Source organism: Vibrio sp. Vb0304 (assembly GCF_033338995.1).
GTDB classification, from domain to species: Bacteria; Pseudomonadota; Gammaproteobacteria; order Enterobacterales; family Vibrionaceae; genus Vibrio; species Vibrio alginolyticus.
This window is the reverse complement of record NZ_JAWOTT010000019.1, coordinates 48,229-69,266: the sequence shown is the minus strand read 5'-3', so window position 1 is coordinate 69,266 and position 21,038 is coordinate 48,229. Positions and strand designations below refer to the sequence as shown.

16 protein-coding genes are annotated in these 21,038 nt (G+C 44.8%); 10 read left to right on the top strand and 6 right to left on the bottom strand.

From position 1 onward, the window contains the following. Positions 1-23 precede the first annotated feature (23 nt). Together phoR and R7P35_RS18785 are read left to right on the top strand one after the other, a co-directional pair. Positions 24-1,322: a phosphate regulon sensor histidine kinase PhoR gene (gene phoR / locus R7P35_RS18790; protein ID WP_005383667.1), complete on the top strand. Its 1,299-nt coding sequence runs from the start codon at positions 24-26 to the stop codon at positions 1,320-1,322. Beyond that, positions 1,322-2,281, top strand: coding sequence for a PstS family phosphate ABC transporter substrate-binding protein (locus R7P35_RS18785; RefSeq protein WP_213904957.1), 960 nt, complete (start codon positions 1,322-1,324; stop codon positions 2,279-2,281). The genes phoR and R7P35_RS18785 overlap by 1 nt, the downstream gene beginning before the upstream one ends. A 34-nt stretch (positions 2,282-2,315) precedes the next feature. Here R7P35_RS18785 and ppx read toward each other — a convergent pair whose 3' ends face one another. Both ppx and ppk1 read right to left on the bottom strand, forming a co-directional pair. After that, on the bottom strand, positions 2,316-3,821 hold the full coding sequence (ppx, locus tag R7P35_RS18780; protein WP_025768853.1) for an exopolyphosphatase: 1,506 nt from the start codon (positions 3,819-3,821) through the stop codon (positions 2,316-2,318). Further along, positions 3,805-5,895, bottom strand: coding sequence for a polyphosphate kinase 1 (gene ppk1 / locus R7P35_RS18775; protein WP_005381748.1), 2,091 nt, complete (start codon positions 5,893-5,895; stop codon positions 3,805-3,807). The genes ppx and ppk1 overlap by 17 nt, the downstream gene beginning before the upstream one ends. A gap of 207 nt (positions 5,896-6,102) precedes the next feature. Between ppk1 and R7P35_RS18770 the strand changes: the two genes are divergently transcribed. From R7P35_RS18770 to phoU, 4 genes are read left to right on the top strand one after another with little or no spacing between them, the layout of a single operon-like run. Then, on the top strand, positions 6,103-8,307 hold the full coding sequence (locus R7P35_RS18770; protein WP_025768854.1) for an ABC transporter permease subunit: 2,205 nt from the start codon (positions 6,103-6,105) through the stop codon (positions 8,305-8,307). 30 nt (positions 8,308-8,337) lie between these two features. Continuing rightward, positions 8,338-10,011 (top strand): phosphate ABC transporter permease PstA, encoded by a 1,674-nt coding sequence (gene pstA, locus R7P35_RS18765; RefSeq protein ID WP_025768855.1) that lies wholly within the window; start codon positions 8,338-8,340, stop codon positions 10,009-10,011. A gap of 2 nt (positions 10,012-10,013) precedes the next feature. Beyond that, positions 10,014-10,832, top strand: coding sequence for a phosphate ABC transporter ATP-binding protein PstB (gene pstB / locus R7P35_RS18760; RefSeq protein ID WP_005381745.1), 819 nt, complete (start codon positions 10,014-10,016; stop codon positions 10,830-10,832). A 30-nt stretch (positions 10,833-10,862) separates the two neighbouring features. Next, entirely contained in the window at positions 10,863-11,561 is a 699-nt protein-coding gene (gene phoU, locus R7P35_RS18755) for a phosphate signaling complex protein PhoU (protein WP_005381744.1), read from the top strand. Positions 11,562-11,623: 62 nt separating this feature from the next. Here phoU and ppk2 read toward each other — a convergent pair whose 3' ends face one another. The 3 genes from ppk2 to R7P35_RS18740 all read right to left on the bottom strand — a co-directional run bounded on the left by ppk2 (position 11,624) and on the right by R7P35_RS18740 (position 14,109). Further along, positions 11,624-12,400 (bottom strand): polyphosphate kinase 2, encoded by a 777-nt coding sequence (gene ppk2 / locus R7P35_RS18750; protein WP_169628880.1) that lies wholly within the window; start codon positions 12,398-12,400, stop codon positions 11,624-11,626. Between the two features lie 70 nt (positions 12,401-12,470). Continuing rightward, on the bottom strand, positions 12,471-13,214 hold the full coding sequence (locus tag R7P35_RS18745) for a copper homeostasis protein CutC (protein WP_104979997.1): 744 nt from the start codon (positions 13,212-13,214) through the stop codon (positions 12,471-12,473). 283 nt (positions 13,215-13,497) lie between these two features. Further along, positions 13,498-14,109 (bottom strand): peroxiredoxin C, encoded by a 612-nt coding sequence (locus R7P35_RS18740; RefSeq protein ID WP_005381738.1) that lies wholly within the window; start codon positions 14,107-14,109, stop codon positions 13,498-13,500. A gap of 199 nt (positions 14,110-14,308) precedes the next feature. Between R7P35_RS18740 and R7P35_RS18735 the strand changes: the two genes are divergently transcribed. The 3 genes from R7P35_RS18735 (at position 14,309) to aceA (ending at position 18,882) form a co-directional block, all read left to right on the top strand. Next, positions 14,309-15,214, top strand: a complete 906-nt coding sequence (locus tag R7P35_RS18735) for a hydrogen peroxide-inducible genes activator (RefSeq protein ID WP_005383681.1) — start codon at positions 14,309-14,311, stop codon at positions 15,212-15,214. Positions 15,215-15,819: 605 nt separating this feature from the next. Continuing rightward, positions 15,820-17,448: a malate synthase A gene (gene aceB, locus R7P35_RS18730; protein WP_085569933.1), complete on the top strand. Its 1,629-nt coding sequence runs from the start codon at positions 15,820-15,822 to the stop codon at positions 17,446-17,448. A 120-nt stretch (positions 17,449-17,568) separates the two neighbouring features. Next, positions 17,569-18,882 carry an isocitrate lyase gene (aceA, locus tag R7P35_RS18725; RefSeq protein WP_005381733.1) on the top strand — a complete coding sequence of 438 codons (1,314 nt, stop codon included), beginning with the start codon at positions 17,569-17,571 and terminating at the stop codon, positions 18,880-18,882. A 123-nt stretch (positions 18,883-19,005) separates the two neighbouring features. On the opposite strand, the gene R7P35_RS18720 is transcribed toward aceA, so the two are convergent. Next, positions 19,006-19,455, bottom strand: a complete 450-nt coding sequence (locus R7P35_RS18720; protein WP_017820562.1) for a CBS domain-containing protein — start codon at positions 19,453-19,455, stop codon at positions 19,006-19,008. A 312-nt stretch (positions 19,456-19,767) separates the two neighbouring features. Between R7P35_RS18720 and R7P35_RS18715 the strand changes: the two genes are divergently transcribed. Then, complete coding sequence (locus R7P35_RS18715; RefSeq protein ID WP_213904956.1) at positions 19,768-20,934, top strand: trypsin-like serine protease; 1,167 nt, start codon at positions 19,768-19,770, stop codon at positions 20,932-20,934. Positions 20,935-21,038 lie beyond the last annotated feature (104 nt).

Genomic DNA, 21,038 nt, shown 5'->3' with positions numbered 1-21,038 from the left:
CGGTACCATTTCTGGAGTTATGAGTGGTTGAAAGATTAACGTGGAAAAAGCTGGCCTGGGAGCTGGCTTTTTTTTACACCCCATGGGTGATAGTAGGTTGGATATTCGGTTATATGCCGTGGTTGCTTTTGGCTGCTACGGCATTGCAGCTTGTGTGGCATTTGCATAACCAAGTACGTTTATCTTCTTGGTTATGGGATGAAAAACGCCTCACGCCACCATCTGGTAGCGGTAATTGGGAATCTTTGTTCAATGGGTTGTATCGCTTACAACAGCGCCAACGCCGCAAACGAAAAGAGCTTACTAATCTTATTCGTCGATTCCGAAATGGTGCAGAATCGCTACCCGATGCGGTAGTGGTATTCCGTGCTGAAGGCAATATTGTTTGGTGCAACAAGCTGGCTCAGCACTTACTGGGCTTCCATTGGCCAGAAGATTCAGGTCAACCTATCTCCAATCTCATTCGTACACCTGATTTTATCAAGTACCTCAACAAGAAAGACTTTTCAGAGCCATTAGAAATGCGTTCACCACTCAATGTCGAACGCATGCTAGAACTACGTATCGTACCGTATACCGAAGGTGAACATTTGATGGTGGTGCGTGATGTTAGCCAGTTAAAACAACTTGAGGGAATGCGTCGCAACTTCTTTGCCAACGTATCTCATGAACTGCGTACACCAATGACGGTGCTACAAGGTTATCTTGAGATGACAGAAGATCCTGATATGGTCGTGGGTCCTATGTGGAGCAAAGCTCATGGTGTCATGACGGAGCAGCTTAACCGCATGAACAGTTTGGTGAACCAACTACTGACACTATCTAAAATTGAAGCGGCACCTATGCATGAGCTTGAGGAAGTCGTGAATGTGCCCGCGATGCTTGAAGTGTTAGAAAAAGAGGCGGTTAGCCTTAGTGGGGACAACCAACATAAATTGAAATTTGATGTTGATGCTAGCCTACGCGTGCTGGGCGATGATGACCAGTTACGTAGTGCTATCTCTAACCTCGTTTATAATGCCGTCAAATACACACCGCCTGGTGCGAACATTAATGTTCGTTGGTTCCAGACCTCTCAAGGCGCATGCTTAGAGGTGGAAGATAGTGGTGATGGTATTGAACCTCAGCACCTCCATCGACTTACTGAGCGTTTTTATCGAGTGGATAAAGCAAGATCACGTGATACTGGTGGAAGTGGTTTAGGGCTTGCCATTGTAAAACACGCGCTGAGTCACCATGACTCTCATTTAGAAATTCACAGTGAAGTAGGCGTGGGTAGTAAGTTTTCTTTCGTATTGCCTGAGCGTTTGGTGGTGAAATAATGGCTTTACGATTAGCAAAAACATTCAGTTTATTCGCGCTTGTTTGTTCTTTTATGGCTGCCGCTCAAGATAAACTATTGCCGAGTTATCATAAAACGACGGGGATTGTCGGGAACTTGCTCTCTGTTGGCTCCGATACACTTGCGGGTATGACAACGCTTTGGGTTGAAGAGTTTAAATCCATTTACCCGAATATTAATGCGCAAGTCCAAGCGTCTGGCTCTTCTACTGCCCCTCCAGCATTGACCGAACAAACAGCTCAGTTTGGTCCCATGAGCCGCCCTATGCGTTTAAGAGAGGTTGAAGCGTTTGAACGTGAACATGGCTACAAGCCAACTGCGCTCAGGGTCGCCATCGATGCAATCGGTATTTTTGTTCATCAAGATAATCCAATTCAAGGGCTTGACTTTAGTCAGTTAGATGCTTTGTTTTCTGCCACGCTGCGCTGTGGTGAAAGTCAATTTGTCACAAACTGGCAGCAACTCGGTCTTGAATCACAGTGGGCAAAGCGAAACGTCCAGTTGTTTGGTCGTAACTCCGTTTCTGGAACTTACGGTTACTTCAAAAGCAATGCTTTGTGTGGCGGGGATTTCAAGACCCGAGTTAACGAGCAGCCAGGCTCCGCGTCAGTTGTGCAAGCTGTAGCGTCAACCATCAGTGGAATTGGTTATTCCGGTGTCGGTTATCGAGTGGCAGGCGTGCGCTTAGTCCCTGTGGCTAAAATGGGAAATGACTACGTGACTCCAACGCGAGAACATATTGTTAGTGGTAAGTACCCACTATCACGTTACTTATATGTTTACGTGAATAAGCACCCTGATTACCCATTAACACCAATTGAAGCTGAATTTATTCGCTTTATCTTTTCTGCTCAGGGACAAGCGTTGGTTGAGAAAGATGGTTATGTGCCCATTACGGCAGACTTTGCAGAAGAAGAGTTAAAAAAAGTCGGCCTGTAAGCCGACTTTTTATTTAGGTATGGACAGTACGAGATCAGAAAGTGAGTGTCCACTTCGCGATGTCCCAACGTTCTTGTTCTTCCTGTAAATCCGCGTGAAGTAATTTATTGTTTTCTAGCCATGCTTCATCTGTGCAGGTGAGAATCCATTCGTCATTTTTGATAGATAAGGTGATATCAGGCAATGGATCTTCATTACGCTGCCCATTTAATACGATAGAAAGTCGTAATATTTTGATGAGGCTTATAACGTCACTCTGTTTATAGAGGTTGAAATCTGGTAGTTCTTGCAATTTGAGCGCTTTACGCTGGAAGCGAGCTAATGTTGCAAGCACTAATTGCTGCTCACGGTTGAAGCCTTGTAGGGTGGAGTGCAACAGAATATAAAAAGAGTGGCGATGGAAACTACGCAAGTTGATACTTAATCCGACTTCATGAAGCAACGCTGCCCACTCTAGTAAGTCAAATAATTCACTCTTTTTCTTAATGCCTAGTTCAGAGCGTACCTGACATAACATCTCACGTGCATGCCCCTTAACACGAGCGGCATGCTCTAAGTCGACTCGGTGCTTGTTGGCTAAATTTTCTGTGGTGCGCATGCGAATATCGGAGCGTGCAAAACGTTCTTCCATTTCGTACAACAGGCCTTCGCGTAGAGCACCATCGGAGAAAAACATTTGCTCAATGCGAAGCGCTTTGAAAATCGCGGACAAAATCGCTACGCCTGCTGCGAATACGGGTTTACGTTCTTCTGTTAGACCCGCCAGCTCAATATCTTCAATGGAATCAAATTTACACAGAGTTTCAATTAGTGTATCCAGTCGACTCGCTGTGATCAGGCCATCTTCAAAACCTAATCCTACTAGCACTTCTTGAATCGCTTTGATGGTTCCTGATGAGCCGAGAGCAATATCCCAGCCCTTTTTACGATATGTTGAAGCGATGGACTCGAGTTTTTGTTCGGCAGCTAACATCGCCTTGCTGAAGTTTTTTCCTGACAGTTTGCCGTTTTTAAAGTGTTGCTCTGTAAAACTGACGCATCCCATCTGTTTACTGTTGAGAAGTTCAGGCTCAAATTCTTGTCCAATAATCATCTCGGTACTGCCGCCTCCGATATCGATGACTAGTTTGGAGTTGGATTCTACTTGAGTGTGCGCGACGCCTAAGTAAATCAGGCGGGCTTCTTCTTCTCCAGGGATAATTTCTATTGGGAAAGGCATCACTTCTTTCGCACGCTCGATGAAAAGGTGGGCATTTTTAGCGCGTCTTAGTGTGTGTGTGGCGGCGATACGTACATTTGACTCATCAAGCCCTTGCAACCTTTCAGCGAACATGGCTAAGCATTCTAGCGCACGCTCCATTGCGGCGTGACTTAAGTTCAATTCACTGTCGAGTCCTGATGCTAAGCGAACACGTTGTTTATGACGACTAACCAGTTGTAGGTCACTGCCGACAACTTTGGCCACCACCATATGGAAACTGTTTGAGCCGAGGTCTATCGCGGCAATGTAGCGAGTATCTTGTTCAAGTATTTGAGGCATCTGAATTTTGTTTTCTAGTTTGCTTTTCTATATTTTTAAGATAGTCATAGATAGCGATTTGAGAGCGAACTTTTTTGCGATTACCTCGTGGTACGTAAGCGTTACTCATTTCTTTATCTATTAAACGAGCCTTTACTGTATCGGTAAAATGGATATTCGTTATATCAATAATTCTCTGTTTCAAACGTGGATCACGGACTGGTACTGCTACCTCGATACGGTGATCAATATTTCTTGTCATCCAGTCTGCGGAGGAGATATAAACTTGCGGATCGCCATCATTGTGGGTGATCACCACGCGAGGGTGCTCAAGAAAGCGGTCAACAATACTGATGATGCGAATATTGTCGCTGATCCCCTCAATGCCCGGTACTAATGAGCACATGCCTCGAATGATCATGTTTATTTTTACACCGGAAGTACTTGCTCCATAAAGCTTATTGACGATGCCTTTATCGACTAGGTTATTGACCTTGATCGTAAGAGCGGCTTTTTTCCCTAGCTTGGCATTCGCAATTTCATTATCGATTAAGCGGTAGATTTGGGTTCGAGAATTACGAGGAGATACCATAAGGTGATTGAACTTCACTGGTCGGTATGGATTCTCAATGTAACCGAAGACATTACGGACTTCATTAGTGATTTCTTGATCTGCCGTAAGCAGGGAGAAGTCGGTATAAATTCGTGCCGTCTTCTCATGGAAGTTGCCTGTGCCGATGTGTGCGTAGCGAATAATTTCTTCACCTTCGCGGCGGCTAATCATCAGTAGCTTTGAGTGAATCTTAAGACCAGGCGCACCAAAGATGACGTGCACACCCGCTTCGGTTAATACTTTTGACCATTCGATATTGGCTTCTTCATCAAAGCGAGCTTGCAGTTCGACGACCACAGTGACATTTTTGCCGTTGTGCACTGCATCAATTAAAGAGTTCATCAAGCGAGAATCTTTCGCGACGCGATAAATGTTAATCTTGATACTAAGTACTTTGGGATCGAAGGAGGCTTGGCGCACTAACTCACTAATGTGGTCAAAAGTGTGGTAGGGATAATAGAGCAGAATATCTTTCGCTTTAATCGCGTCAAAGCTGTTGGCATAACCTTCGAAATCGGCACATTTCATTGGCGGGAGAGGTTTATTTTCAAGATACTCTCGTCCAACATTTGGAAAGCCGATGAAGTCTTTAAAGTTGTGATAGCGTCCGCCGGGGATAAGGTTATCGTAGTTAGAGATATTAAGTTTGTTACACAGAAACTCTAACATTTGAGGCGGCATATCGCGTTCGTAGACGAAGCGAACGGGCTTTGCTGTCAGTCGCTGATTGACACCCTCTGACATTTGTTCAAGCAAGCTGTACTCGATTTCATTGCGTAAATCGTATTCAGCGTCACGCGTCATTTTCATCGCATAGCCGCTAAGCTCATCATAATCAAAAAAGCCTTTGAACAGCTCGTCCAAACAGTGGCGGATAATATTATCAAGTAAGATGATGGTTTTTCGACGCTTTCCTTTCTGTTCTGGTACCATCACAAAGCGGGGAAGGTGATCGGTCGGAATTTCGATCAGAGCGTACTGGTAATGTTCTTCTTTACGCAGTTCTACGGCGATGTAAGCGTACTCGTCTTTGAGAAATTGCAGAACATCGATCTCGTCTTTCATTAGGAGGGGAGTGATATGCGGCATTACCTCTCTACGGAAGTATTTCGCGATCCACTTTTGTTGCGATTCATCCAGTTGTTGCTCGTTGACCAAGAAAATGCGACGTCGCGCCATTTCTCGAATCAACTCGCTGTAAAGCTCATCAAATTGTTCGTTAAGCTTTAGTGCTTTCGACTGCATTTTGGTTAACAGTCGTTTAGGGCTATCACTGCCACCGCGCTCTTGGCTGATTAGGATTCTGCGCTTCACGTCCGCAAAGCGTACTTTGTAAAATTCATCTAAATTGTTGGAAAAGATCCCAAGAAAGCGAATACGTTCGATCAAAGGGACGGTTTTATCGGCAGCTTCTTGTAATACTCGTTCGTTGAAAGACAACCAACTCAGCTCTTTTTCTATATATAGTTTTTCTGCGCTCATAACCTTACCTAGCCAAAAGTGAAGTATTACGTACTCATCTTGGAAAAATGGATGAGTGAGAACATTATGAGATTTTCATTACAGATTTATTTCATACCACGCATTGCATAAGAGTTGTATTCTTTTCAGGTGTTTAATGTGATCTGTAATATAATTGTCATCTTAACGACATATTCTAGTACTAAGTCAAAAAAGGTAGAGATATAAATGGCACAAGCCGAGTTTTCATTGCAGGAAAAAGATAAGAAACGACTGATAAAAGATCGTTTAGTTCGACTTGCAGTGACATCCGGTGGTGTCGGCGTACTCGCGGCGCTTATTTTGATCTTTGTCTACCTCGCCATGGTGATCATTCCGCTTTTTTCTGATGCGGAGATCAAAACCAACCAAGCCATTCGAGCCACTCATATTGAAACACCACTTGCGATTTCAGTGGATGATTACGCTCAGCTTGCGTTCGTCCTAACCCAAAGTGGTGAGATTCAATATTTGTCGATGGACGATCCTACGAAACCTGCGGTGTATACACAGCAAATCGTCCAGAAACCCGTCGCTTTCTCTCAATCTGCTCCTGGGCTAGGTTGGTATGGATTTGTTGATGGGCAGGGTAAAGCGAACCTTTTCAAGCCAGAATTTAATGCCACGTTGAGAGAAAATACACGTCCTCCGGAAGTGATTGAGCTAGACACCAGCATGGATCTGACACTAAGTACGCCTCAAGATCCTGTGACTCAGTTTGTATTTGCAGCTTCGACGCCCTTACCAACGGTTGTTTGGCAGATGCAAAGTGGTGAAGTGAAAGCTCGCTGGCAAGTGGCTTCTTCTTTGGGTACGTCTCCTACAACGATCGATTTTACGTTCTCTTCAGGCTTTAATACGCCTCAGCAAATGTTGTTGACACCTGACGGTGAAACGCTTTATTTGCGCGATGGCTCTGAGTTGATCGTGTTAAAGAAAACCGCACGTAAATTTGCTGTGCGAGAGGTGGTCGATCTCACTCAAGGTGATAAGAAGCATTCCGTTCGTACGATAGACTTATTGGCTGGTGCTTACTCGCTTTTGGTGACGCACAACGATGGTCGGGTGTCGCAATGGTTTGATACGCTGCAAGAAGAAAAACGCACGTTAACGCATATTCGTGATTTTAAATTGGCATCAGAGCTTAAGTATTTGTTGCCGGATTCTCATCGAAAAGGATTTTATAGCTTTTACACCAACGGCACGTTGCAAAGCCATTATACAACCAGTGAAAAACTGGTGTTGTTTAAGCGTGCGTACCATCAAGCGCCCGCAATCGCAGCAATGTCTAACAATGAACGCTACTTAATCACTTGGCAAAATAATGCGTTAAATGTTGCGGAAGTGGACAATGCCTATCCGGAAATTTCATTGTCTTCATTATGGCAAGAAGTGTGGTACGAAGGGTATCCTGAGCCTGAATTTGTGTGGCAATCGACTTCGGCGAGCGATAACTTTGAGGCTAAGTTCAGCCTAGTACCTATTGCGTTTGGAACGATAAAAGCGGCGATGTTTGCGATGCTGTTTTCAGTACCGCTCGCAGTGCTAGGTGCTATTTATACGGCTTACTTTATGTCGCCACGCATGCGTCGTGTCGTAAAACCGTCGATTGAGCTAATGGAAGCACTGCCGACGGTGATCATTGGTTTCCTCGCGGGATTGTGGTTCGCGCCTATTGTCGAAGATCACCTGATTACGATCGTCGTTATGCTGTTTGTTTTGCCCTTGAGCACCATGATTATGGGCGGGCTATGGGCATTAATACCGCAACCTTTGCGGAATCGTCTGCCTAATGGTTGGCATGCTTTAGTGCTCATGCCTGTCATATTGGTACTGATTGGGCTTGGAGTGTGGATTTCGCCTACGATTGAGCAGACGTTCTTTGGTGGCGATATGCGCTTATTCTTAACCGAGCATGGTATTGGTTACGATCAACGCAATGCATTGGTGGTGGGGCTAGCGATGGGGTTTGCTGTTATCCCGACGATTTTTACCATTGCCGAAGATGCTATTTTCTCTGTACCGAAGCATTTATCGGATGGCTCTTTGGCATTAGGGGCCACGCCTTGGCAAACTTTAATCTATGTTGTCTTGCTTACTGCAAGCCCAGGTATTTTTTCTGCCATTATGATGGGCCTGGGACGCGCTGTTGGCGAAACCATGATTGTGTTAATGGCAACGGGCAATACGCCATTAATGGATTGGAATATTTTGGAAGGATTGCGCAGCCTGTCGGCGACCATCGCCGTTGAGTTGCCAGAGTCGGAAGTTGGAAGTTCGCATTATCGCCTGCTGTTCCTAGCTGCATTGATTTTGTTTGTGTTTACGTTTGCAGTAAACGCGCTTGCGGAGTGGGTTCGTCAGAGACTGAGAGATAAGTACCGTGCGTTGTAATAATGGTTTGAATAAAGAGCGAGTAATAACGTGTTAAATTGGATTCGTTCTGGCGCACCGTGGATATGGCTAACAGGCGGTGCAGTCAGCATCAGTTTGTTGTCGGTATTAGGGTTGTTACTCCTTATCGGCTGGAAAGGCCTGACTTACTTTTGGCCAGCGCCCTTGTATCAGTGGAATGTTGCAGCGCTGACTCCTGTACAAGGCGAAGTGCTACATGAAAATACTATTCTGATTGGTCAAGTGTATGAGCGCAGCTTTGTACCGAAGAGTTATTTGCCTGAAAGCGCAGCACAACAGTTAGAAGACGATGAAGATTTTGCCACGCGACTCAACATCAAAATCGCTAACCGAGAGTTGTATCCCGCCGATTTTATCTCCGTATTGCAAATGCAGTTGGATGAGCCCACGACGCCAAAAGAGTGGGCGGTGATAGAGCGCAGTAGCGGTGGTTATTTCTTTGGTAAGCTGGTGGCGTTTCAAGATGGCGATAATATATACACCAGTGATATTCAATCGATACTAAATAAAAAGCTTGATGATGCAGAAACTCTGCGCCATGAGATTGATTCTTTGGTGGTCGATCAGCTTAAAGAGCTTGGTTGGAAGCTAGAGCAGTTGCGATTAGAAAAGCGCAAGCATGAATTGAATGACACGCTGACAGAAAGCTTCTTAAAGGAAAATCAGACGAAAAAAGAGCAGATAGAAAAAGCGCTTGCGACGTTAGATTTGCAACTTGATGGTTTACGACTTCAGCTCTCTGACTATGCCTTGATTGCCGAGGATATGACGGGGTCACAAGTATCGATTCCGCTCGAAGATATTTTGGACTACTGGTATCCAAACCAAATGTCACTGCCTGATAAAGTCATGCATTGGGGAAAACAGGTTTGGAAGTTTTTATCTGAAGATCCAAGAGAGTCTAACTCCGAAGGAGGCGTGTTCCCTGCGATATTTGGTACGGTTTTCTTAGTACTCATCATGTCGATCATTGTGATGCCACTAGGGGTGATCGCCGCTATCTATCTACATGAATACGCTAAGAATAACGCTCTAACCAGAGTTATTCGTATTGCGGTTATAAACCTAGCGGGTGTTCCATCGATTGTTTATGGCGTGTTTGGTTTAGGTTTCTTCGTTTATACGATTGGTGCCTCTATCGACAACGTATTCTATGCGGAGAAGCTACCGGCACCAACCTTTGGTACGCCGGGTTTGTTATGGTCAGCACTAACTCTTGCAGTGCTGACGCTTCCAGTTGTGATTGTGACGACAGAAGAAGGTTTAACTCGTATTCCGAGTTCAGTACGACATGGCTCTCTGGCACTTGGTGCAACTCAGTTCGAAACGCTATGGCGCGTGGTTTTGCCTATGGCGACGCCAGCTATTATCACAGGTTTGATCCTTGCGATTGCTCGTGCAGCTGGCGAAGTAGCACCACTGATGCTGGTGGGGGTCGTGAAATTGGCATCCAGTTTACCGGTTGACGGACAATTCCCTTATGTGCATTTGGATAGAAAGTTCATGCATTTAGGTTTTCACATTTACGATGTTGGCTTTCAAACCTCCAACATCGAAGCGGCGCGACCATTAGTTTATGCCACCTCTTTCTTACTCGTAACAGTGATTGTCGGGCTAAACTTAACAGCAATCAGTATTCGCAATAATTTACGAGAAAAATACAGAACGTTAGGACAAGATTAAGTATGTTTAATTTTGATAGTACATTAGGTTATGAGCCACCATTGGATGTTCATAATTTAACGGATGAACAAACAGCCATCTCAATCGAGAACCTTAATCTGTTCTATGGTCAAACTCAGGCGCTGCATGATATTTCGATGCGAATTCCCAAAGGGCGAGTCACCGCTTTTATCGGTCCTTCAGGGTGTGGAAAGTCGACGTTATTACGTTGCATCAATCGCATGAACGACTTAGTGGAAGGGTGTCGAGTCACAGGTAAAGTGCGTCTCCACGGCAAGAATGTTTATCATCCTAATGTCGATGTTGCGACACTTCGACGCCGAGTGGGGATGGTGTTTCAAAGACCCAATCCATTTCCTAAGTCTATTTATGAAAACGTAGTTTATGGCTTACGCTTACAAGGTGTAAAAAACAGCCGCAGTTTAGATGACGCAGTGGAGCGATCCTTGCGCTCGGCGGCGTTGTGGGATGAGGTAAAAGACCGCTTGCATGAGAACGCATTTGGCTTATCTGGTGGTCAGCAACAGCGCTTGGTCATTGCGAGGGCGGTGGCGATTGAGCCGGAAGTCCTGTTATTGGACGAGCCAACATCAGCGTTGGATCCAATCTCAACTTTAACCATTGAAGAGCTTATCAATGAGCTGAAGACTCAATATACTGTCGTTATCGTTACCCATAACATGCAACAAGCGGCGAGAGTGAGCGATCATACTGCATTCATTCATATGGGTAAGTTAATTGAATACTCTGACGCGGATTCGATCTTCACTTCGCCAATGAAGAAACAGACCGAAGATTACATTACGGGTCGCTACGGTTAAGTCGCGACTCTATACGGAATAAGGAACATCATGCACTTTGGACGTCATATTTCAGGACAGTTTAACGTAGAGCTAGAATCGATTCGTACTCATGTATTAACCATGGGTGGCTTGGTAGAACAGCAGCTTTCGTATGCTATTCAAGCCTTGCATAAAGAAGACATCGAACTGGCGCGTAAGGTTGTGCGTGACGATCATAAAGTGAATGCGATGGAAGTCTCGATCGATGACGCTTGCACACGCATTATTGCTAAGCGTCAGCCAACGGCAAAAGACTTGCGCTTAATTATGGCTATCATCAAAACGATCACTGATTTAGAACGTATCGGTGACGTGGCGACACGTATTGCTTACGTTGCCATTGAAAGCCCATCATCAAAAGAACGACAATTCCAAGTGTCGTTAGAGCCTCTCTGCCGTCAGGCAATTAATATGCTGCATCAGGTTTTAGACGCGTTTGCCCGTATGGATGTAGAAGCGGCAGCAGAGGTGCACAAACAAGATGACAAACTAGACGCCGAGTATGAAGCGGTGATTCGTCAGTTGATGACTTACATGATGGAAGATCCAAAAAATATCCCTAATATTCTGCAAGTGATGTGGTCTGCACGCGCGATTGAACGCGTGGGGGACCGCTGCCAGAACATCTGTGAATACATTATTTACTTTGTGAAAGGGAAAGATGTACGCCACCTAGGTGATCAAAGTATTGATGACGTACTGAAGTAACTGACTTCAACAAATAGACCAGCTTTTAGGCTGGCCTATTTATTAGAGAGAAGGAAAGCACGTCAATATTTATCAGGAACGAAGGTCTGATCATCAATGGGCGCTCTGACGTAACCTTCTTTATTGAGTTCAGGTAATTCGATGGGTGAGTACTCAAGTGCTTTGTAGTCAATCTGGCTTAGTAAATGACTGATACAGTTCAAGCGCGCTTTCTTTTTGTCATCTGAAGGGACGACCCACCAAGGGCAGCTTTTCGTGTCTGTATAGGCAAACATCTTATCTTTTGCTTCCGAATACTCCGCCCAGCGATGACGTGACTCCAAATCCATGGGGCTGAATTTCCAACGTTTGATCGGCGTATTAATTCGACCTAGAAAACGTTTTTCCTGCTCTTCGTCTGAAACCGAAAACCAATACTTAATCAGAATAATCCCAGAGCGTTGCAACATTCTCTCGAATTCAGGGCAAGAGCGTAAAAACTCCTCGTATTCATCTGGAGTACAGAACCCCATGACTTTTTCGACACCTGCTCGGTTATACCAACTTCGGTCAAATAAAACGATTTCACCAGCAGATGGTAAATGAGCGACGTAACGTTGGAAGTACCATTGCGTTTTTTCTTTTTCTGTCGGTGCAGGCAGAGCCACTACGCGACAAACACGCGGGTTTAGCTTTTCTGTAATTCGCTTTATCACTCCGCCTTTGCCCGCAGCATCACGTCCTTCAAACAGAACCACCACTTTTAACCCTTTGTGTTTGACCCACTCTTGAAGTTTTACGAGCTCAATTTGAAGGTTTTTGAGCTCCTTTTCGTATTCCTTTTTCTTCAATTTAGACATACACATTTCCTCACTCCTTGATAAACAATATGTTAGCACTCAAAAGCTATGCGCGTGAGGTTACGGTGGTCTATTTGAGAGCTGCTACGACATCGGTAATGGCTTGTGTACTTGTGATGGGGATTAAAAAATCATCGACATCGGATGCGCCCATTTTGCTTTGTTCAGCAACAAAGGTCATTTGGCTAGGGCGTGTGGTTTTGCCTGACAGATGGATTTCAGGAATTTGAGTGTCTTCTACTAACGCACGTACGTTACTCGCATTAACGCCAGCCCCCGCCATGATTGCTATGCGCCCTTGGGCTTGCTTAACCAAAGCTCTAAGCACATCGATCCCTTGTGGTGCTGAAGGCGCAAGACCGGAGGTTAAAATACGTTCACAACCTAAGCTGATCACTTCTTCCAAAGTTTTTTCAGCGTCACGACACTGGTCAAAGGCACGATGGAAGGTCACGCCTAAGCCAAGCGCTTGAGCAAATTCACACAGCGCAGCCGCGTAAGGCATATGAATATCACCGTCTTGAGTGAGCACGCCGAACACGACACCGCTCAAGCCTGATTGGTGAGCCGCTTCAATATCCCAACGCATCATTTCGATCTCTTCTTCATTGTAGAAGAAGTCACCTTGGCGTGGGCGGATCATGGCATAAACTGGAACACTAGAAAGCTTAGCCGCTTGCTGCATAAAGCCATAACTGGGTGTTAGTCCGCCTAAAGCCAAAGAGGAGCAAAGTTCAATCCGAGTGGCGCCGCCAGCAATGGCGTAGTGCAGAGATTCAATATTATCAATACAGACTTCTAGGTGAGTAACCACGTTCATTCATCCTGCTAACGTTACAAATAAGTGTTGTGGCTAAGATATTAACAGGGCCAGTAAGCAGAATCTGTATGGAGGGGATGATAAATAGAGGTAAAGTTTACGCTAAAGCGTTACCTCATTTTGGCGGTTTATCTGAAGGAAAAAGAAAGCCCAGAGCAGAGGCTCTGGGCTTTGATAGGACTTTACTTAGACTGATTGGCGTTTGCGGTTTTCCGCATTAGCTTATTGCTTTATATACATCCAACCATCACACCCGTTGAGCTAGGGTGAAGGTCTATTATTTTTTGCCTAGGTCAGCTGCGTGCTCAGATAGGAACGCTGCAACACCTTTTGGAGATGCGTCCATACCTGCTTTACCTTCTTCCCATTGTGCAGGACATACTTCGCCGTGCTTCTGGTGGAAGTTAAGAGCGTCAACCATGCGTAGCATTTCGTCGATGTTACGGCCTAGTGGTAGGTCGTTAACTACTTGGTGACGTACAACGCCTTCTTCGTCGATTAGGAAAGAACCACGGAAAGCAACGCCTGCTTCTGGGTGCTCAACGTCGTAAGCTTTACAGATTTCGTGCTTAACGTCAGCAACTAGTGGGTACTTAACTTGACCGATACCGCCATCTTCGATAGCAGTGTTACGCCATGCGTTGTGAGAGAACTGAGAATCGATAGAAACACCGATTACTTCAACACCTTTAGCTTGGAAGTCAGCTAGACGGTTGTCGAATGCGATTAGCTCAGATGGGCAAACGAAAGTGAAATCTAGTGGGTAGAAGAATACTACTGCTTTCTTACCTTTAGTGAACTCTGCAAAGTTGAAGTTTTCAACGATTTCACCGTTACCTAGAACAGCTGCTGCAGTAAAATCAGGGGCTTGACGACCTACTAGTACCATTTTTTTGCTCCTAAAAAGTATGGTTAGCTCCAAACCGAATTCAGTTGTGTCGGTTTGGTTCGTGTTTGTACGAGACAAACTATAGTACAGATTGTAGTATTGAAAAAAGCGAAATAAATAGATTGAGTTAATCGAAAAAAACGATAATAACAAAACTCTTAACTCGATCACTGGAACGGCGGTAGATACAAATACAATTATGAATAAATGGCCCAGTTTGAAGCAGTTACACTATTTAGTCACACTGCATGAAACAAGACATTTTAGTGACGCTGCAGAGCGTTGTTTTGTCAGTCAGTCGACTTTAAGTAAGGGTATTCAAAACTTAGAGGAGTTGATTGGCTGTCCATTATATGAAAAGAAAGACAAGAAAAGTCCACTGGTTTTTACCCAAACAGGAGAAATGGTAGTAAAGCAGGGGCGAGAGCTGTTAGCAAAAGGGCAAGATTTGGTCGAGCTTGGACGTATGTGCCAAGGCGACGATATGCAAGGCCAGCTAAAAGTAGGATGCATACCAACAATTGCTCCGTTTTTACTGTGTGATTTGGTACAAGAGGTGAACTACCGTTTTCCACAACTGAATCTTTTATTAAGAGAAGACACGACGACAAACTTACTTCAAGCGCTCAGACATGGTGAGCTGGATGTGCTTATTTTAGCGTTACCAGTCGAAATTGATGGCATGGAAAGCCGAGTAGTGGGTAAGGATCCGTTTCGAATGGTTATAAGCGCTAATCAAGCCCAATCGGTCCCTGTGCCGATTCGTTACGCGGATTTACCTGACGAATCCGTCTTTCTACTAGAGAAAGAACATTGCTTAACGGAACATGCGGTATCAGCGTGTAAATTAACAGACAAAGAAAAAATCAATCCGTTTACGGCAACCAGCCTCCATACACTGGTGCAAATGGTTGCGAATGGTTTGGGAACAACGTTCATTCCTCAAATGGCTATCGACCATGGCTTGCTGCATAACCAGAATTTAGTCGTGATCGATCCTCCAGGTAAACAAGCTTATCGCGAAATCGGCTTAGTTTGGCGTCCGAGCTCGTCAAGAACGAAAACATTTAATCAACTTGCAGAAGTCGTTTCAGAGCTGCTTTAGCTATTAGTATTAGCCCTTACTTCTCCATTATTTATCTAAAAGCGCACTGGAAACAGTGCGCTTTCTAGTATTTTATTCTGTTGGTAAATTTTGACTTGTAAAATTTTACAGCTCTTCTTTGATGAAGCTTTCATAAAATAGTGAAATTTCACAATGTTAATTTTACACAAAGCCCTGCATGTCTTGTTTGACCCCTGTTTAAATCCATCTCTTCAGCCCTTGTGAATACAAGGTGTTTGTTTATCAGTCTATATTCATACGCTTGTTTGAAATGATAAAACGACTTTAAATTTAATGTAATTTTATTACGTAATAACTTACAAAATAAGGTGCTTGATAGATGGTTTTTACCTTGCGGAATAAAACTTTGAATTTTCTGTTTTGTTTATATTGGGGGTTTCACTAAACCCTTTGTTGATATAGCTTATTCAAAGGCGATACGACTTATGTCTAGATTGAAAATACACGTAGCATTACGCAATCTATCGACATAGCTAGACGAGTTGAACACAAAGTTAAAGGATGTAATTTGTTGTTCATAACTTACAAATGTAGCTTTACGCTGACTGCCCAAGATTGATAAAGCACGTTAAGGATGAATGATTATGCTTGCTCAGACAGAACAAAAAACACAACAACTAAAGCAAACCCAAGGCATGCTTGAGGTGAATGGAGTCGTTGCTCCAGAACATCAAGCAATTTTCCCTGTTGAAGCCCAAACCTTTTTATCTCTACTGTGTGAAAAATTTGCCGGACGTGTTGAACAGTTGCTGGAAGCAAGAGAAGAGAAGCAAGCACGTATTGATGCTGGTGAGCTACCAGATTTTCTACCAGAGACACAAGACATCCGTGAAGGAAGTTGGAAGATCCTAGGAATCCCACAAGATCTGCAAGATCGCCGTGTGGAGATTACCGGACCAACTGACCGCAAGATGGTGATTAACGCACTGAATGCGAATGTAAAAGTGTTCATGGCAGACTTCGAAGATTCAATGTCTCCTGCATGGAGTAAAGTGCTAGATGGTCAAATTAACTTGCGCGATGCTGTTAATGGCACCATCAGTTACACCAATCCTGGCAATGGCAAACATTATCAGCTGGAAGATGACCCAGCGGTGTTGATCTGCCGTGTTCGCGGCCTTCATTTAAAAGAAAAACACGTTACGTGGCACGGTCAGATCATTCCAGGTGCGCTATTCGATTTCGCTCTGTATTTCTATAACAACTACAAAGCGTTACTTCAAAAAGGCAGCGGCCCTTATTTCTACCTTCCAAAACTGCAATCGCATCACGAAGCGAAGTGGTGGAGCGAAGTGTTCCATTTCACGGAAGACTATTTCGGTTTGGATACAGGCACCATCAAAGCGACTGTGCTGATTGAAACCTTACCAGCGGTATTTGAAATGGACGAGATTCTGTTCTCGCTTAAAGAACACATCGTTGGTTTGAACTGTGGTCGCTGGGATTACATCTTTAGCTACATCAAAACACTGAAAAACCACCCAGATCGCGTACTTCCGGATCGCCAAGTAGTGACTATGGACAAGCCATTCCTCAACGCTTACTCAAGATTGTTGGTGCGTACTTGTCATAAACGTGGCGCATTTGCGATGGGCGGCATGGCAGCCTTTATTCCGGCTAAAGACCCACAAGAAAACCAAAAAGTACTGGATAAGATCCACAACGATAAATCGCTAGAAGCTAACAACGGTCATGACGGCACTTGGGTTGCACACCCAGGTTTGGCAGACACCGCAATGGAAGTATTCAGTGCCACACTGGGGCAGCGCACCAACCAGTTGGATGTGAGCCGTGCAGAGGATGCGCCTATTACAGCAGCTGAACTGCTTGAGCCTTGTGAAGGCGAGCGCACTGAAGGCGGAATGCGCCACAATATTCGCGTTGCGCTGCAATACATCGAAGCTTGGATTTCTGGCAATGGTTGTGTGCCGATTTACGGACTGATGGAAGACGCAGCAACGGCAGAAATCTCACGCGCCTCTATCTGGCAATGGATTCAACACGGCAAGTCGCTAGACAACGGATTAAAGGTCACTAAAGAGCTGTTCGAGCTCTATCTAAAAGAAGAGATTGAAGTCGTGAAGCAAGAAATTGGCGAGCAGCGCTACCATGCGGGTCGATTTGAAGAAGCAGCAGACTTAATGGCAAGGCTCACGACGAGCGATGAACTGACCAACTTTTTGACAGTTCCTGGTTATGACTACCTGGATTAATAAAGAATAACTGTAACACCAATAACGTGAAGGATTTTCAAGGCAGATAGGGAAGTACTGCCTGAGAACGGAAACTCAACGCACACGCATAAAGTGCAAATTAGAAAGAGGGATAGACCAATGACTAACTTAACTCGCCGCCAACAAATTGAAGCTCTGGAAAAAGACTGGGCAACTAACCCACGCTGGAAAAATGTGAAGCGTACTTACACTGCCGAGGAAGTGGTGGAACTGCGTGGCTCTATGGTGCCTGCAAACACAATTGCACAACGTGGTGCAGACAAACTTTGGTCACTGGTCAACGGTAGTGCGAAAAAAGGTTACGTAAACTGTCTTGGTGCGCTAACGGGTGGTCAAGCGGTTCAACAAGCTAAAGCAGGTATTGAAGCGATTTACTTGTCAGGCTGGCAGGTAGCGGCGGATAACAACACCGCTTCGACGATGTATCCAGACCAATCTCTTTACCCAGTAGATTCTGTACCGTCAGTAGTAAAACGCATCAACAACTCATTCCGTCGTGCAGACCAAATTCAGTGGGCTGCTGGTAAGACGCCTGAAGATGAAGGTGGTATTGATTACTTCCTACCTATCGTAGCGGATGCTGAAGCGGGCTTTGGTGGTGTGCTTAACGCTTACGAACTAATGAAATCGATGATCGAAGCCGGTGCCGCGGGCGTTCACTTTGAAGACCAGTTAGCATCGGTGAAAAAGTGTGGCCATATGGGTGGTAAGGTATTAGTTCCTACGCAAGAAGCGGTACAAAAGCTCGTTGCAGCTCGTTTGGCTGCTGACGTAGCGGGTACAACAACATTAGTTATTGCTCGTACTGATGCGAATGCGGCGGATCTCATTACTTCAGATTGCGACCCATATGATAAAGACTTCATCGAAGGTGAGCGTACTCAAGAAGGTTTCTACCGCGTTCGCGCGGGTATCGACCAAGCTATCTCTCGCGGCCTGGCTTACGCACCATATGCAGACTTGATTTGGTGTGAAACGGCTACGCCATGTTTGGAAGAAGCACGTAAGTTTGCAGAAGCAATTCACGCTGAATACCCAGATCAATTGTTGGCGTACAACTGCTCGCCTTCATTCAACTGGGAGAAAAACCTAGATGCAGAAACTATTGCTAAGTTCCAACAAGAGCTTGCAGACATGGGCTACAAGTACCAATTCATCACGCTAGCAGGCATTCACAACATGTGGTTCAACATGTTTGAACTGGCGCACGCTTACGCTCAAGGTGAAGGTATGCGTCATTATGTTGAGAAAGTTCAGCGTCCTGAATTCCAAGCAGCTGAAAAAGGCTATACGTTTGTTGCGCACCAACAAGAAGTAGGTACAGGTTACTTCGATAGAATGACCAATACTATCCAAGGTGGTAACTCTTCAGTGACAGCATTGACAGGTTCGACCGAAGAAGACCAATTCTAATTGGCAGAGAAACACTTCCTTAATCAGCGTCAGTAATGGCATTTTGAGCGGCAACCCTGCCGCTCTTTTTTCGTTTAACCGGTGTAAAAACGAAACTTACAACAAAGAGAATACGCTTGCGTACTACTCTTCCTGCTCGATTTCTTCAGGTTCCACTTCTTCTTGCAGTTCCAATAAGTTAATCGCAATGGTCACAAAGTCACTGTCAGTAATGATGCCGACCAATCGACCTTTGGTGACAACAGGTAGACAGCCAACTTTATGCTTTTGCATATAGATAGCGCTCTCTTTGAGCCCCGCGATAGGCTCTGCCGTCATGATATTGGTGTGCATCATTTCGTAGAGCGGTGTGTCTAAAGTAAAAGATTGTTCAGCCTCGTCTGGGTGCAAGCTCGATTCTTGAGCAGCAAGAATGTCGCGTTGAGTCACCAAGCCTTGTAAGTGGTTATTGGCATCAACAACCGGAATGTGTCGAATATCAAGCGCATCCATCATGCTTTTTGCATCACGCAAGGTGTGCGTGCGCAGTAAGGTATGAGGATTACGAGTCATCATGTCTTCAACCTTGATCATAGAGACCTCCAGCAGCATTGTCCTTCTCTTAAATATAGAGAATATTTTTCTGTATATCTGGGAGCTAACTCGTTTTTCATCAATTAAATAGCACAATGCTGATGGGCTGCGTAATCTGTGTTTTATTGGTGTTTTTATTAATTTGAATAAGTCGGTTTGTGTGCGAGTCAGTTGGCATTTTTAGTTGATATTGAATGTGTTCCCAAGGTAATCCAATGAATTGAATCGCACATTTTTATTCGCTGGATTTTCCAAGATTCTTCTCTCGAAGAAGATACGTCCAGGCTTACCAAATTGAAGACAGCAACCTAGATGAAACGAACAACGTGTAACAAACTTATTGCGCTGGCAGTGGCGGCATTCAGTGTGCCATCAACACAGGCGATTGTGTTAGGAGATGAACAAACCGATCCTGTTGACCGCGTTACTTTGCGAGCAAGTAATATGGCAGAGTTTCCGCTGTGTGGTGGAACGATGCTGACAGAGCAATGGGTACTGACTGCGGCGCACTGTGCGGTGATGGGACAAGGAACCAATGAAGCAACCTACTATGTGACCCCGCCGGGTGAGCTGTCGGTGAATGCGAATGTGTATGAACTTAATTCTGCAGGGCTTGATAACTTCTATCCGGTGTCTCACGTTGTGGTTCATCCGGATTACACTCGGATTTCAAAAGCTGAGACCGACAGTAATGGCAACGTGAAACCTATCCAAACCGGTTTAGATTCAGACATCGCGTTGCTGTATCTCACGCGCCCAGTGGCAAACGCGAACTTTGCTGACCTAGCGAGTAAAGTTGACATGGAGAGTATCGAAGCACGTTTGGTGGCGGATTGGAACGATAATTACCTGACCAATCAACGTGTCGAAAATGTGCAAGTGTTTGGATGGGGGGCTACTCAGCCGGATGCTTCTGAACCTTCTAATACGCTCAAAACCACCATTAGCACATTTTTACCCATCGACAAATGTTATGAGCGTTTAGAAATTGGCAGCAGTTTTCCGGGGATCATTGATTCAAGAGACAACCAAACCAAAATTTGTACGCTACCAACACAAAACCATGTATTGGAGCCAGATAGCCATACTCAATATGGCAACTCTGCATGTAAAGGTGACAGTGGTGGCCCGTTGGTCGATGTGGCGACCGGCAAACAAATTGGTATTGTTAGTGGCGGCCCCCTTATTCTACCAACGTGTGGCTCTTTGACGATCCCAAGTTTCTACACCAAGGTGAGCCACTATTACGACTGGGTACAGTCTTACATCACTGCCGATGCGCCACCAAGTCGTTACATCATTGCGCCGAATTTTATCAAAAGTGCTAACAATGAAAGTGGTGACAATAAAGAGTGTCACGATGGCATTGCGACCAATAACTGTGATTTCAAAGGCTCAGATGATGAAGGTGGCAGTCTAGGGTTTTGGTTATTGGGTTTATTCGTGCCGTTATTCTTGTGGCGAAAGCGTGAGGTTTGATAGGGCGATTGGAATGCCAAACTAATAAGCAGCGGTATACGCTGCTTTGCTTTTTTCATGTTCTCTCTTTTGGGCTCAAATTAAAAATAGTGCCAAGTAATCGA